At 37.5% G+C, this 13,634-nt stretch carries 15 protein-coding genes; 10 read left to right on the top strand and 5 right to left on the bottom strand.

All coding sequences use genetic code 11. The features are described 5' to 3' along the window. Window positions 1–236 precede the first annotated feature (236 nt). Window positions 237–869 carry a YktB family protein gene (locus tag TY15_RS21745; protein ID WP_040204748.1) on the bottom strand — a complete coding sequence of 211 codons (633 nt, stop codon included), beginning with the start codon at window positions 867–869 and terminating at the stop codon, window positions 237–239. A gap of 180 nt (window positions 870–1,049) precedes the next feature. On the opposite strand from TY15_RS21745, the gene TY15_RS21740 reads away from it, so the two are divergent. Together TY15_RS21740 and TY15_RS21735 are read left to right on the top strand one after the other, a co-directional pair. Then, the gene (locus TY15_RS21740) at window positions 1,050–1,244 is read left to right on the top strand and encodes a hypothetical protein (RefSeq protein WP_040204823.1); all 195 of its coding nucleotides are present in this window, start codon (window positions 1,050–1,052) and stop codon (window positions 1,242–1,244) included. A gap of 258 nt (window positions 1,245–1,502) precedes the next feature. Then, window positions 1,503–2,303, top strand: coding sequence for an inositol monophosphatase family protein (locus TY15_RS21735; RefSeq protein ID WP_040204749.1), 801 nt, complete (start codon window positions 1,503–1,505; stop codon window positions 2,301–2,303). 51 nt (window positions 2,304–2,354) lie between these two features. Here the strand turns inward: TY15_RS21735 and TY15_RS21730 are convergent, their stop codons facing one another. Beyond that, window positions 2,355–2,540: a YlaF family protein gene (locus TY15_RS21730; RefSeq protein WP_040204751.1), complete on the bottom strand. Its 186-nt coding sequence runs from the start codon at window positions 2,538–2,540 to the stop codon at window positions 2,355–2,357. Between the two features lie 175 nt (window positions 2,541–2,715). Between TY15_RS21730 and typA the strand changes: the two genes are divergently transcribed. From typA to TY15_RS21715, 3 genes are read left to right on the top strand one after another with little or no spacing between them, the layout of a single operon-like run. After that, window positions 2,716–4,554 (top strand): translational GTPase TypA, encoded by a 1,839-nt coding sequence (typA, locus tag TY15_RS21725; protein ID WP_040204753.1) that lies wholly within the window; start codon window positions 2,716–2,718, stop codon window positions 4,552–4,554. An 18-nt stretch (window positions 4,555–4,572) separates the two neighbouring features. Further along, window positions 4,573–4,878 (top strand): YlaH-like family protein, encoded by a 306-nt coding sequence (locus TY15_RS21720; RefSeq protein WP_040204755.1) that lies wholly within the window; start codon window positions 4,573–4,575, stop codon window positions 4,876–4,878. 15 nt (window positions 4,879–4,893) lie between these two features. After that, complete coding sequence (locus TY15_RS21715) at window positions 4,894–5,190, top strand: hypothetical protein (protein WP_040204756.1); 297 nt, start codon at window positions 4,894–4,896, stop codon at window positions 5,188–5,190. A gap of 90 nt (window positions 5,191–5,280) precedes the next feature. Here TY15_RS21715 and TY15_RS21710 read toward each other — a convergent pair whose 3' ends face one another. Continuing rightward, the gene (locus TY15_RS21710) at window positions 5,281–5,481 is read right to left on the bottom strand and encodes a YlaI family protein (protein WP_040204758.1); all 201 of its coding nucleotides are present in this window, start codon (window positions 5,479–5,481) and stop codon (window positions 5,281–5,283) included. 182 nt (window positions 5,482–5,663) lie between these two features. Between TY15_RS21710 and TY15_RS21705 the strand changes: the two genes are divergently transcribed. Then, a complete protein-coding gene (locus tag TY15_RS21705; RefSeq protein WP_040204761.1) occupies window positions 5,664–6,119 on the top strand; it encodes a pyridoxamine 5'-phosphate oxidase family protein in 456 nt (151 codons plus the stop codon). Window positions 6,120–6,152: 33 nt separating this feature from the next. On the opposite strand, the gene TY15_RS21700 is transcribed toward TY15_RS21705, so the two are convergent. After that, complete coding sequence (locus TY15_RS21700) at window positions 6,153–6,749, bottom strand: YhcN/YlaJ family sporulation lipoprotein (protein ID WP_040204762.1); 597 nt, start codon at window positions 6,747–6,749, stop codon at window positions 6,153–6,155. A gap of 196 nt (window positions 6,750–6,945) precedes the next feature. On the opposite strand from TY15_RS21700, the gene TY15_RS21695 reads away from it, so the two are divergent. Then, window positions 6,946–8,274, top strand: coding sequence for a PhoH family protein (locus TY15_RS21695; RefSeq protein ID WP_040204764.1), 1,329 nt, complete (start codon window positions 6,946–6,948; stop codon window positions 8,272–8,274). A 27-nt stretch (window positions 8,275–8,301) separates the two neighbouring features. Here the strand turns inward: TY15_RS21695 and TY15_RS21690 are convergent, their stop codons facing one another. Next, on the bottom strand, window positions 8,302–8,799 hold the full coding sequence (locus tag TY15_RS21690; RefSeq protein WP_040204765.1) for a hypothetical protein: 498 nt from the start codon (window positions 8,797–8,799) through the stop codon (window positions 8,302–8,304). 157 nt (window positions 8,800–8,956) lie between these two features. Between TY15_RS21690 and TY15_RS21685 the strand changes: the two genes are divergently transcribed. The 3 genes from TY15_RS21685 to pyc all read left to right on the top strand — a co-directional run. After that, window positions 8,957–9,238, top strand: a complete 282-nt coding sequence (locus tag TY15_RS21685; protein ID WP_040204824.1) for an Fpa/YlaN family protein — start codon at window positions 8,957–8,959, stop codon at window positions 9,236–9,238. Between the two features lie 183 nt (window positions 9,239–9,421). Beyond that, window positions 9,422–10,627 carry an FtsW/RodA/SpoVE family cell cycle protein gene (locus tag TY15_RS21680; RefSeq protein WP_040204766.1) on the top strand — a complete coding sequence of 402 codons (1,206 nt, stop codon included), beginning with the start codon at window positions 9,422–9,424 and terminating at the stop codon, window positions 10,625–10,627. 18 nt (window positions 10,628–10,645) lie between these two features. Further along, window positions 10,646–13,634 (top strand): pyruvate carboxylase (pyc, locus tag TY15_RS21675; protein ID WP_042375557.1); only part of this gene is annotated, 2,989 nt, incomplete at its 3' end.

The following is a 13,634-nucleotide window of genomic DNA, read 5'->3' as shown; positions in this document are numbered from 1 at the left end:
TTTTAAATGAAGCCTAGGTTAAAGAACCTGTTGATTGGAGCGGAAGGCGGCGAAGACTCCTGCGGGAGTGAGGGCCAGGAGAGACCCCGCAGGAGCGAAGCGACGAGGAGGCTCGCCGGCACGCCCGCGGAAAGCGAAGCCGCCTGGAGCGGAAATCAACAGCCCAATTTAGACATATACCCTAAATTCAAGTAACTTTTTCAGTGCCCTCATCACACTTTCGGGAGTTTTTTCTGCTATTTCATATTGACTGCTATTTTATACAGTAGTGTCACTGCGGTAAATACTTCGTTAATTTGTTTGATTAACCCTTCAGCTCCTAATTGGATAGCTTCATTGCGGTCTATAGTATAACCGCATAATAATTCAGCTTTTTTTACACTTTGTAACCGCTCAAAATATGACAGTAAGTCTGTCTTGGTCAATTGTCCGTGCTGGACTGTATCAGGTTTAGTATGATCATTGGACCAGACAAAATCTTTTGGTATTTCTTTGAAGATTTTAGCTGCCTTTTTCGTAAATCTTTGACCCATTTCCTCTTTTTGTGGTGCTTCATATATAACAGCAAACCAAATAAATAAATGAGTGTTCCACAAACCAATTTGAAAATGAGGGAGCATTTTATATCCGCGCGAATTATTCGAAAAAGCGACCCACGTATCTTTAGGTGGATTGATCGTGCGCCGTGCATGTTTAGCAACATGAATAAACATTTCATCGCCCGATAAGGCCGACAAGGTTGGAGCGAAATAGTCACCTAAACTTTCTAATTTTGGACGAATCGTATTTTTTAACGCGTTCATTCTTGCTTCTAACCCATCTATTAAAAAGACATCAAAATCCTCATTTGTAAAACCTGTAAACTCCATTCGATTACCCCCAACAAACCATTTGTCCATTATTGTAGCATAAGTTCGAAAATCCAAGAAGTTTGTTGCTTTCCTAGGTGAATGCACATATTTGTTGCAACATATCTTGATAACTCATATTATACAGTAAAACAAAATAATCTGAAAAATTAGTAAAATTATCGAAAGGGGATGAGCATGGTGAAACAATTGATGAATACATCTCTAAAAAAAGCGGGCGAAAAGGAAAGAACGGCAGTTTTAAGACTGGAAATGGACTATGAGTTGGCGACGCTTTTTGAGGCAATTGAAGAAAAAAATGAAAAGAAAATGAATCAATGTAAACAAAAATTAGAAAAGATTCGTCAGGAATTATTACGTTTAAAAGCTCTTTGATTGATTGGGGATATTTAATAATCAAAGGAGTAATCAATCGGCATGAATAAAAATAGAGTAGTTTTATGGAACTATTTTAAACGAACTCCCAAACAGATTACAGGGGTTCGTTTATTATTGTGACTTTGTGTGATAACTTGAACGTAACGATGCTAAAAGTTGATGTGTTCCATCAATTTGATTAAGCTAGAAGTACATTAAATTAATCATCAAGCATTATACTACATACATTGAAAGGAACAAGGAGAATGGAGGAGAATTATGAATTGGGAAAGCATTGATGCGCATGCAAAGCAATGGATAAAGGAAGCGGGCGATAAAATCCGTTCATCCTTTGAGAAAACGTTAAACATTGAAACTAAATCAAATCCTAACGATCTTGTTACCAATATTGATAAGGAAATTGAGCAATTTTTTATCGGTAAAATTAGAGGAGTTTATCCACAACATAAAATTATGGGTGAAGAAGGCTTTGGTGATGAACTGAAGAGTCTCGAAGGAATCGTTTGGTTAATTGATCCCATTGATGGGACGATGAATTTTATCCATCAACAAAGGAATTTTGCCGTTTCTATTGGGGTTTATGAAAATGGAATCGGTAAAATAGGTCTTATTTATGATGTTGCCCATGATGAGCTATATCATGCAATCAGTGGGGAGGGCGCATATTTAAATGGAAAACCAATTCCGTTACTTGAGGAAACAACGGTGAAAGAATCAATTCTTGCACTAAATGCTACTTGGGTGATGGAAAATCATCGGATTGACCACAATATCATGATTCCATTAGCAAGAGATGCCAGAGGGACAAGGTCTTATGGAACGGCAGCCCTTGAAATGGTGTTTGTAGCCACTGGCAGGGTGGATGCCTACATATCGATGCGCCTATCACCATGGGATTTTGCAGCAGGTGCTGTTATTATCCAAGAGCTTGGTGGGATTGTAACAAATGTAAGAGGAGAACCCCTCGATTTTCTTACGCTGGATTCCGTCCTAACGGCAAATCGTGGCTTACACCAAGTGATATTAAAGGATTATCTTAAAGATGGTAAATGGTAAGAAGCCTGGATCATTCCAGGCTTCTTTTAATTATAAATTATAGAGATTCCCCTATAATTCTCCATTCTCGCGCATTTTCTTTTTTGTTTTGAAACCCATCCCCATAATCACGATGACAGCGAGAATACAGCCAAGGGTACCAAACATACTTTTTTCGCTGATGGCAATACCGATACCCATAATACTGGAGGCAGCTAGAATTGCGTAAAGAAGTAAAGACCATTTAATATTGTTCATTTTTTATACCCCTTTGTAAAAAATGCAGTCAAAATTGATTTGATTTACCTTGTTTTATTCATTTTACATAAAAATCTTTTAGTTTTCCACTTTATTTATGGTATAATGTTTTAGTTGTATATGAAAAACTACAAATAGTAATTATTTTTATGAATATAGGTAGGAGTGGAATTTTTTGAAAATAAGAAATGATTTACGTAATATTGCGATCATTGCCCACGTTGACCATGGTAAAACAACGTTAGTGGATCAATTGCTAAAACAATCAGGAACATTTCGTTCAAATGAGCATGTAGAAGAACGCGCAATGGATTCTAATGATTTAGAAAGAGAGCGTGGAATTACCATCCTCGCTAAAAATACAGCGATTCAGTATAAAGATACACGTATCAACATCTTAGATACACCGGGACACGCTGACTTTGGCGGCGAAGTAGAACGGATTATGAAAATGGTTGATGGAGTATTGCTTGTAGTAGATGCCTATGAAGGCTGTATGCCACAAACTCGTTTTGTGCTTAAAAAAGCATTAGAACAGAATTTAACTCCAATTGTTGTTGTAAATAAAATTGACCGTGACTTTGCTCGACCTGCAGAAGTAATCGATGAAGTAATCGATTTGTTTATCGAACTTGAAGCGAACGAAGATCAGCTTGAATTCCCAGTTATTTACGCTTCAGCAATTAATGGTACAGCTAGTACAGATCCAGAAAAACAAGATGAAAATATGCAATCTTTGTATGATGCGATTGTAGACTATATTCCTGCTCCAGTTGATAATCGTGAAGATCCGTTGCAATTTCAAGTTGCTCTTCTAGATTATAATGACTATGTTGGTAGAATCGGAATCGGCCGCGTTTTCCGTGGTACGATGAAGGTCGGTCAACAAGTAGCCTTGATGAAGCTAGATGGTTCAGTTAAGCAGTTCCGTGTGACGAAAATTTTTGGTTTCTTCGGATTAAAACGACAAGAGATAGAAGAAGCGGTAGCAGGAGACTTAATTGCTGTTTCTGGTATGGAAGATATCAATGTTGGTGAAACAGTTTGCCCTGTTGAACATCAAGAAGCACTTCCAGTATTAAGAATTGATGAGCCGACCCTGCAAATGACATTTGTTGTAAATAATAGTCCGTTTGCCGGTCGAGAAGGTAAGTACCTAACTTCAAGAAAGATTGAAGAAAGATTACGCGCTCAATTACAAACCGATGTAAGCTTACGTGTTGAAAACACAGATTCACCAGATGCTTGGATCGTTTCTGGCCGTGGCGAACTACATTTATCAATCCTAATTGAAAATATGCGCCGTGAAGGCTATGAGCTTCAAGTTTCAAAACCTGAAGTTATTGTTAAAGTTGTTGACGGTGTTCGTTGTGAACCAGTGGAAAGAGTTCAAATTGATGTACCTGAAGAACATACAGGTTCAGTGATGGAGTCAATCGGTGCACGTAAAGGTGAAATGATTGATATGATTAACAATGGTTCTGGTCAAGTTCGGTTAATTTTTAACGTGCCAGCACGTGGGTTAATTGGTTATACAACTGAGTTCTTAACCATGACTCGTGGTTATGGAATTATTAATCATACTTTCGATAGCTACCAACCAATGTTACCAGGTCAAGTCGGTGGCAGACACCAAGGTGTTCTTGTGTCCATGGAATCTGGAAAAGCTTCGACATATGGTATTATGCAAATAGAAGACCGTGGAACCATTTTTGTTGAACCAGGTACGGAAATTTACGAGGGAATGATTGTTGGTGAAAACACTCGTGAAAGTGACATCACGGTAAATATCACCAAGATGAAACAGGCGACAAATGTTCGTTCTGCTAACAAAGATCAGACATCTGTTATTAAAAAGCCACGGATCATGACGTTAGAAGAGTCATTAGAATATTTAAATGATGATGAATATTGTGAAGTTACACCAGAATCGATTCGTCTTCGTAAAAAAATTCTTGATAAAAATGAACGTGAAAGAGCTGCTAAAAAGAAAAAATACGCAGAACAGAGTTAAGTAAAGGAGTGCATAAAGGTGGAAGGATTCTCTCCCAGTCTTAGATTTTTTATTGAGCTAACCGATGTCAAAACTGCTGTATGGTTACAGTATTTATATATTGTCATTTTATCAGCAATTGTTTATAAGTTAGGCTTTGCAAAAAAACTGCCGCTTTTGAAAAACATAGTGATTTATATTTTCCTCTTAATTGGGTGCTTGATTATGCTTGTTTTTTCATATGCTTTACCAATTGCGGAAGGACTCGCATGTGCAGCGTTGTTATTGATTATTTATAAAATTCGATTACATCAAACAAAAAAACATCAGGTTGAAGCGAAATAACGGGGGTTGAGGAGAATGAAATCCTTACAAGATGCACTATATAATTGGCTGACGATTAAGGTGGTTTGTGATGCACGCCCCGATGATATAGCAGCAATTGAAACACGTACCTTTTTTGAAGAAATGTTAACAACACAACATCATGTATCTGCCGTTAATACGACAAGTGATGAAGTGATGTATTATCTTTCCTATCAACAAGGTGAAGATACTAAAACGGTGAAATACCCACGTGAATTAATTGAAATTATGCTAAATCAAATAAATCAGAATCCAGAAAAGTATCAAGATTATCCAATCGAAGAGGATTAAAAAAACCGCAAGTATATTCCGATTTTCTGGAATGTACTTGCGGTTTTTATGTCTGCGTTCAATCTGGTCATGGCGCTTCCGCTTTTCGTTTTACCATTCATCCTGTTCTGATTTTGGGCGATACAATCGAAAATTACCTGTTTCAGCTCTATTATTTGTTTTTTCGGTAATTCTTGTACTACAGTCATTGCACATATATGTATGGATGGGGCGATTGCGAAGGCGCTTTGCTACCAATGATTCATCTTCAATCGCTTCAATTTTATCGCAGATTACACACTTTACTCTCATTCATGCACCTCGTCAATTCTTTTTAAAAACAGAATGTTTGTATTATAGTATACCATATCGTGATGGAACACCTACACAAAGTAAATCAATTGATTAGAGTTGATGAAAAAAAGGGATAGTAGTAATATGAGAATATCTATGTTTAAATCAAGTTGAAGGAATTATTAAAGGGGTTGTGTAAAATGGCAAATCAAGTAGAACCTATATTAATCCAGCCATTATATAATGAATTACAAAAAGAACGGTTCGTCACGATTGCAACTGTCGATCATGAGACCGGAGGACCAAATGTTAGTGCAATTTCTTGGGTGCTAGCTAAAGATGAGAATACTATCTATTTTGCTGTGGATAATCGTTCAAGAATTCTCGAGAATGTCAATCAGAATAATATGGTAGTCATTAATTTGATTGCAAATGAATCTACATATTCAATTCAAGGACAAGCACGTGTAAAAGAAGAGAGATTAGCAGATGTACCATTAAAACTGGCATTGGTTGAAGTAAATATTAATGAAGTCAGAGATGTCATGTTCTATGGGTCCAAAATCGTTACAGAAGTACAGTATGATAAAACCTATGACAAGAATGCAGCTCAAAAATTAGATAATCAAGTAATGGACGCAATGAAAAAAGCTTAGTTAACCACTAAGCTTTTTTCTTTAAATACCCGATTATTTATCTTTATGATGGTTTGATTGATCATCCTGCTCTTTTTTAAGTTTTTCTTCTTCCTTATTTTGAAGTTTATTATCTGGTTTTTCGGTAGCATTTTTCGGGCTAGGTGTAATCAAATCACCTGGAATTTCGGGCATTAATCGACCGGCAACATCTGCCAGTTCCTCCATAATTCCTCGGACAGGTCTTCCTTTTTTTATGTCTGCTTGTATTTCTTTTAAACGCTGAGTAGTGTCAGCGTCTGCTACCACAACTGCTTTTGCTCCATAGGGATCTTTTCTCAAGCTCTCAGCCACAGAATATTTAATGGAGCCAACTTGAGAACGATCGATTTTCGAGTTTATATCAATCCCGACAATAGCGTAATTTCCAATAACGACAGCTGTTGCATCATGAACATTTGGTATACTTGTTGCGAGACTAACAAGACGCTTCGATATTTCTTGCCCTGTTTTACGATCAACATTGTTAATAGTGCTGTTTTTAACATTTACTAAGGACTGATTACCCTGTTTAGCAATTTCTTTATGATTAGCGTTATTACATCCTGCTAAAAGTAAACTTAATCCCATTACAAACAATAAACTTTTCATAAATAAACCACCTCCAAAATGATTAATCAAATGGTAAAAAGGACTGAGCAACATTCTTTTCTACAAGTAGTGTGGTCTCATTAACAATTATTGTGCGGAACGTCTTCTATCTTTATTCCAATAAACATATATTTTACCAAAGTCCAATCTAGCAAAGGGTTGTTGAAGCCTTTTTAACAAAACAGGAGGCGTTGCTTTGAGTAAAATATACGTGTTAGATACAAATGTCTTGCTCCAAGACCCGTATTCCATTTTTTCATTTGAAGAAAATGAAGTAGTTATTCCGGCTGTGGTCCTTGAGGAAGTGGACTCAAAGAAAAGATATATGGATGAAGTAGGAAGAAATGCTAGGCATGTATCAAGATTAATTGATGGTCTAAGGGCATCGGGCAAGCTTCATGAAAAAATTCCTCTTGACAGAGGGGGATCGATCAGAATTGAATTGAATCATCGATCTTTTCATGAGCTCCAGGATATATTTATTGAAAAGACAAATGATAATCGTATTCTTGCAGTAGCGAAGAATTTATTTTTAGAAGAACAAGCTAAGGAAAATGGCAAGCCGGTGATCATTGTGAGTAAGGATGCATTAGTCAGAGTAAAAGCTGACGCCATCGGATTGACAGCAGAAGATTTCTTGAACGATCGTGTTGTGGAAGTAGAACATATCTATACTGGTTTTTTTGAGTTACTTTTACCGATTGAATTATTAGGCCGTTTTTATGAAAAGGGAGAGTTATCACTGTCAGAAGTGGCCAATCATCCGTTTTATCCAAACCAATTCCTACTTATGAAAGACATTCTCGGTAGTTCTGCATCTGCCATAGGAATGGTAGACAAAACAAGTAAAATGGTAAAAAAGTTGACACTTAATCAAGAGCACGTCTGGGGGATTCACTCGAGAAATGTGCAACAAACCATGGCGATTGAATTACTGCTCCGCAAAGATATTCCTCTTGTTACGTTAACTGGTAAAGCAGGAACAGGAAAAACATTACTTGCACTGGCCTCGGGTTTAATGCAAACAGAGGATTTCAGAGAATATAAAAAGCTGTTAGTAGCAAGGCCAATTGTGCCTGTAGGCAAAGACCTTGGATTTTTGCCAGGGGAAAAACAAGAAAAGTTGAGACCATGGATGCAACCCATTTACGATAATTTAGAGTACCTTTTTAATACGAAAAAGCCAGGTGAACTAGATGCTATACTAGCTGGTATGGGGTCCATTGAGGTGGAGGCTTTAACGTATATTCGTGGAAGGAGTTTACCGAAGCAATTTATTATTATTGACGAGGCACAAAACTTAACAAAGCATGAAGTAAAGACGATCTTAACTCGTGTAGGAGAAGATAGTAAGATCGTATTAATGGGAGACCCAGAACAGATAGATCATCCCTACCTGGATGCTTATAACAACGGCTTAACGTATGTCGTTGAAAAGTTTAAGGATCAAAATATTTCAGGGCATGTAAAACTTTTAAAAGGTGAACGGTCCGGGCTAGCGAGGCTGGCAGCGGATTTATTGTAGAAAAAACGGGCGCCGAAGGGCACCCGTCTACTTTATTGTAAAGCCTATTACATGCTTGAGGGGGTTTTCCTGATTTGCCCCATCCCCCTTATAGATATGGACAGGACCGTCAATTGTTAATGGTTGACCATTATTGGAAAAACCTAATATTAAGGCAAAAGCTTCTTCAAACGAAAATTCGTAATCCCCATTTGTAGTATGGACAACAAGGATATCCGCATCACTCATGGGCTCAGCATTTACCAAAAAGGGTTTAAAGGGAATTCCAAAGGTTCCAGTCAATACCTTTTCTTTTTCGAATTTCTTCTCCGTTTTTAATGTAGGAGGATAGATGGCCCCTTCCATAATTTCACGATCCCAATGCTTTGAAACAGCTTTTGTATAGGTTTCAATAGAATCAGAATTCTCTTGTTCTCTTGAAAAATAAGTAGTTAAATCAATACGGCGATCATCAAAAATCCACACACCTGGATCGAGCGTAATGGTATATTTCACTTTGCCCGAAATCATCATGATATTTTCCATCTTCCATCCCCCTAATCTAATCACTATTAAGTATAACTTTTTTTGTGAAGATTGTCATAAAAGTAACTATATCCTTGATTGTTCTTGCAATTTTCCTTTTCAAACGGTAAAATTTATAGATAAGTTGAATTATCGCTCTGAAATGGGGGGATCAATGTTGGCGTCTGAAATGATCGTGAATCACCAAGAAAAAGCTTATGCCTTATTACAGGCTGACGCTGAAAAGATATTAAAGCTGATCAAAGTGCAAATGGACAATCTAACGATGCCTCAATGCCCTCTTTATGAAGAGGTATTGGATACGCAAATGTTTGGCCTGTCAAGAGAAATTGACTTTGCTGTTCGATTAGGCTTAATAGATGCTAAGGATGGAAAAGCGATATTAGATCAATTAGAAAGAGAATTATCTGCGCTTCATGATGCATCCTTAAAAAAATAAGGTTTTTGAACTCAAACAATGCATGGTAATTGTTTGAGTTTTTTATTATTGAATTGCTTGGTGAATAGTTTGAATATTCTACATTAAAATCTTGTAACAAATACTTGATTCTTTAAGTCATATCATTCATTTTCTATTATAATAGAGTGATATAAAACTATTAATAAATGAGGACGTCTTCCAATGGTTAAAAAAATATTGAAATCATATGATTATACTTTGATTATTGCTATAATTCTTCTGTGTGCGTTCGGACTTGTGATGATTTATAGTTCGAGCATGGCATCAGCTGTTCAGCGGTATGGATATCAACCTGATTTTTTTTACCAAAAACAAAAGGTTTGGCTTCTGCTCTTTATGCTGATATTTGTTTTTATGGCAATTATACCATATAAAATAATGAATTATACCCAGGTCCTAGTATTGATTGTAGTGGCATCGTTGGTCTTATTATTAGGATTGTTTGCTTTTGGCGTAGTTAAAAATAATGCACAAAGTTGGTACCAAATTGGTACATTTTTATTTCAGCCGTCAGAGTTTGTTAAACTTGCTGTTATTATTTATTTGGCAGCGGTTTACGCGAAAAAACAAGCTTATATTAATCAATTTAATAAAGGAGTTCTCCCCCCTTTAGTATACCTTTTTATTGTTTGTGCGCTGATTATTTTTCAACCGGATTTTGGTACAGCATTTATCATTATGGTTATCGCGAGCATGATCATATTATGTTCAGGGATGAATTTCAAAAGTATAGGAAAGTTATTAATAATGGGCTTAGTTGTTCTTCTGCCTGTCATTTTAGTTTCTTGGGGAAAGTTTTTTTCACAAGAACAATTAAGTCGGTTTGCGGTATTAGAGAACCCATTTTCTGATAAATATATAAAGGATGCAGGCTTCCATTTAGCAAATTCCTATATTGCCATTGGTTCTGGCGGGGTAAATGGACTAGGTTTAGGTAAAAGTATCCAAAAATTAGGTTACTTACCAGAATCACATACAGACTTTATTATGGCTGTTATTGCGGAAGAGTTAGGAATTTGGGGGGTTGGCTTTGTTATTTTACTATTAGGCTACATTGTTTTACGCGGGATCTATATTGGGTTGCAATGTAAGGATCCTTTTGGTAGCTTACTCGCTATCGGAATCTCAAGTATGATTGGGATTCAAACTTTTATTAATCTTGCAGGTGTATCAGGATTAATTCCTCTTACAGGTGTGCCGCTGCCATATATAAGTTACGGTGGTTCCTCCCTATTAATGCTGGCATTTGCTACGGGTATACTTGTAAATGTTTCTATGTTTGTTAAATATGAAAAGAAATATAAGAATAAACAGGAACAAGGCAACAAAAAGCTGAAACATCAGGATGGAAAGGTCTACTATATTTAAATGAAAAACGCGGGGGAAATGAATCCCTTGCGTTTTTTAAAAATACATAGAATAGAAGATGAGGTGCTTTACGTGACAAGACAAATTAATAAAGTGTTAGTTGCTAATCGGGGAGAGATTGCAATTAGGGTTTTTCGCGCCTGTACAGAACTGAATATTCGGACTGTTGCTATTTATTCAAAAGAAGACTCTGGGGCCTATCATCGCTATAAGGCAGATGAAGCCTACTTGGTGGGTGAAGGGAAAAAACCAATCGATGCCTATTTGGATATTGATGGGATTATAGATATTGCCAAAAAAAGTGGAGTAAATGCGATCCATCCTGGTTATGGCTTTATGTCAGAAAACATTCATTTTGCGAAGCGCTGTGAAGCGGAGGGGATCATTTTTATCGGTCCATCGTCCGCCCACTTGGATATGTTTGGGGATAAAGTAAAAGCAAGAAAACAGGCTGAATACGCAAATATTCCGGTCATACCGGGAAGTGATGGACCGGTTAATGAGATTACGGAAGTCGAAGAATTTGCGAATATTCACGGGTTCCCAATCATAATTAAAGCCTCACTTGGTGGGGGCGGACGTGGAATGAGAATCGTCAACAACCACGATGAGGTTAAAGAAGCTTTTGAACGGGCAAAATCAGAAGCGAAAGCGGCTTTTGGTAACGATGAAGTCTATCTTGAAAAATTAATTAAAAACCCGAAGCATATTGAGGTTCAAATCATTGGCGATCACCACAAAAATATCGTCCATCTTTTTGATCGTGACTGTTCTGTCCAAAGGCGCCATCAGAAAGTGGTTGAAGTTGCTCCAAGTGTTTCCATTTCGGAAGAATTGAGCAAGCAAATTTGTCATGCCGCAGTAAAATTGATGAATAATATTGATTATGTAAATGCAGGAACAGTTGAATTTCTTGTCTCTGGAAATGACTTTTATTTTATTGAAGTGAACCCGCGCATTCAGGTCGAGCATACAGTAACTGAATTGGTAACGGGTATTGACATAGTGCAAACACAAATTTTGGTATCTGAAGGTCATGATTTGCACGGTCCAATCGTTGGGATTCCTGAACAAGATAAAATCCATTTAAATGGATTTGCCATCCAGTCTCGGGTAACGACAGAAGATCCATTAAATAATTTCATGCCCGACACTGGGAAAATCATGGCGTATCGTTCAGGTGGTGGCTTTGGAGTTCGACTTGATGCTGGTAATGGCTTCCAAGGGGCGGTTATTACACCGTATTATGATTCATTGCTTGTTAAACTTTCAACCTGGGCATTGACCTTTGAACAGGCTGCAGCCAAAATGGTCCGTAACTTACAGGAATTTAGAATTAGAGGAATCAAAACAAATATTCCCTTTTTAGAAAACGTTATTAGGCATGAGAAGTTTAGAAATGGGGAATATGATACTTCCTTTATTGATACAACACCGGAATTATTTATTTTCCCTGCCAGTAAGGATCGGGGAACAAAGCTATTAAATTACATTGGTAATGTAACGGTTAATGGTTTTCCAGGCATCGAGAAGAAAAAAAGGCCTGTTTTACCCAAACCTAGAATTCCGTCCTTAAACTATGATTCCCCCTTTCAGAACGGGACAAAACAAATATTAGATCAACATGGAGCAGATGGGCTTGTTCAATGGGTAAAAAATCAAAAGGAAGTTTTATTAACGGATACTACTTTTAGAGACGCTCACCAATCCTTGTTAGCGACAAGGATGCGGACAACCGATATTGTTCATATAGCGGAGCAGTCAGCAAAGCTATTGCCAGATTTATTTTCTTTTGAGATGTGGGGGGGAGCAACCTTTGATGTTGCATATCGATTCTTAAAAGAAGACCCGTGGGATCGGCTGATAACACTACGTGAAAAAATTCCCAACGTTATGTTCCAAATGCTGATTCGTGGTGCAAATGCTGTTGGATATAAGAATTACCCTGATAATGTCATTCGTGAATTTGTCAATCAATCTGCTACGGCAGGTATTGATGTTTTCCGAATCTTTGATAGTTTAAACTGGGTTAAGGGAATGGAAGTGGCGATAGAGGCAGTTCGGCAATCAGGAAAGATTGCGGAGGCATCTATATGTTATACAGGGGATATTTTAGATCCAACAAAATCGAAGTACAATCTAAACTATTATAAAAGCCTAGCAAAAGAGTTAGAACGGCAAGGCGCTCACATATTAGGGATAAAGGATATGGCTGGGTTATTAAAGCCAGAAGCGGCCTATCGTTTAGTTTCGGAATTAAAGGAAGCGGTCGATATACCAATCCATCTGCATACCCACGACACTAGTGGAAATGGAATATTTACGTATGCTCGTGCGATTGACGGTGGCGTAGATATTGTGGATACGGCCTTAAGTACGATGGCAGGATTAACATCACAGCCAAGTGCGAATTCTTTATTTTATGCCCTCGAAGGGACGAAGAGGAAACCAAAAGCGCACATTGAGGCACTCGAGAAGTTATCGTATTATTGGGAAGATGTGCGCAAGTATTATCAGGACTTTGAAAGTGGTATGATATCGCCACATACAGAAATCTATCAGCACGAAATGCCAGGTGGGCAGTATAGTAATTTACAGCAACAGGCAAAGGCTGTCGGACTAGGTGAGCAGTGGGAAGATGTAAAAGATATGTATGCACGTGTAAATCACATGTTTGGTGATCTAGTAAAAGTGACGCCTTCTTCAAAAGTTGTTGGGGATATGGCATTATTCATGGTTCAAAATGGGTTAACCGAAGAAGATGTGTTACTAAAGGGTGAATCATTAGATTTTCCTGACTCGGTTGTTGAATTATTTGAGGGATCCTTAGGACAGCCATATGGAGGTTTTCCGGAGAAATTACAAAAGGTCATTCTAAAAGGCAAGAAACCTTTAGAGGTTCGTCCGGGTGAGCTTCTTGAAATGGTGGATTTCAGCAAGCTTAAGGAAGAACTGTGTAAAGAGCTAGGAAGGCAAGTGACTTCCTTTGAAAGGATCTCGTATGCCC

Source organism: Neobacillus jeddahensis, from assembly GCF_000612625.1.
Lineage (GTDB): Bacteria > Bacillota > Bacilli > Bacillales > Cytobacillaceae > Neobacillus > Neobacillus jeddahensis.
Note: the sequence above shows the minus strand (reverse complement) of the source record. Positions and strands in the feature narration are given on the sequence as shown.

What these genes read in the sequence shown, in the direction of transcription:
- TY15_RS21690 (WP_040204765.1), bottom strand. Translation starts at nt 8,799, where the DNA reads ATGGAAAATATCATGATGATTTCGGGCAAAGTGAAATATACCATTACG.
- TY15_RS21710 (WP_040204758.1), bottom strand. Translation starts at nt 5,481, where the DNA reads ATGAGAGTAAAGTGTGTAATCTGCGATAAAATTGAAGCGATTGAAGAT.
- TY15_RS21730 (WP_040204751.1), bottom strand. Translation starts at nt 2,540, where the DNA reads ATGAACAATATTAAATGGTCTTTACTTCTTTACGCAATTCTAGCTGCC.
- TY15_RS21745 (WP_040204748.1), bottom strand. Translation starts at nt 869, where the DNA reads ATGGAGTTTACAGGTTTTACAAATGAGGATTTTGATGTCTTTTTAATA.
- TY15_RS21700 (WP_040204762.1), bottom strand. Translation starts at nt 6,749, where the DNA reads ATGAAAAGTTTATTGTTTGTAATGGGATTAAGTTTACTTTTAGCAGGA.
- TY15_RS21680 (WP_040204766.1), top strand. Translation starts at nt 9,422, where the DNA reads ATGGTTAAAAAAATATTGAAATCATATGATTATACTTTGATTATTGCT.
- TY15_RS21705 (WP_040204761.1), top strand. Translation starts at nt 5,664, where the DNA reads ATGGCAAATCAAGTAGAACCTATATTAATCCAGCCATTATATAATGAA.
- TY15_RS21715 (WP_040204756.1), top strand. Translation starts at nt 4,894, where the DNA reads ATGAAATCCTTACAAGATGCACTATATAATTGGCTGACGATTAAGGTG.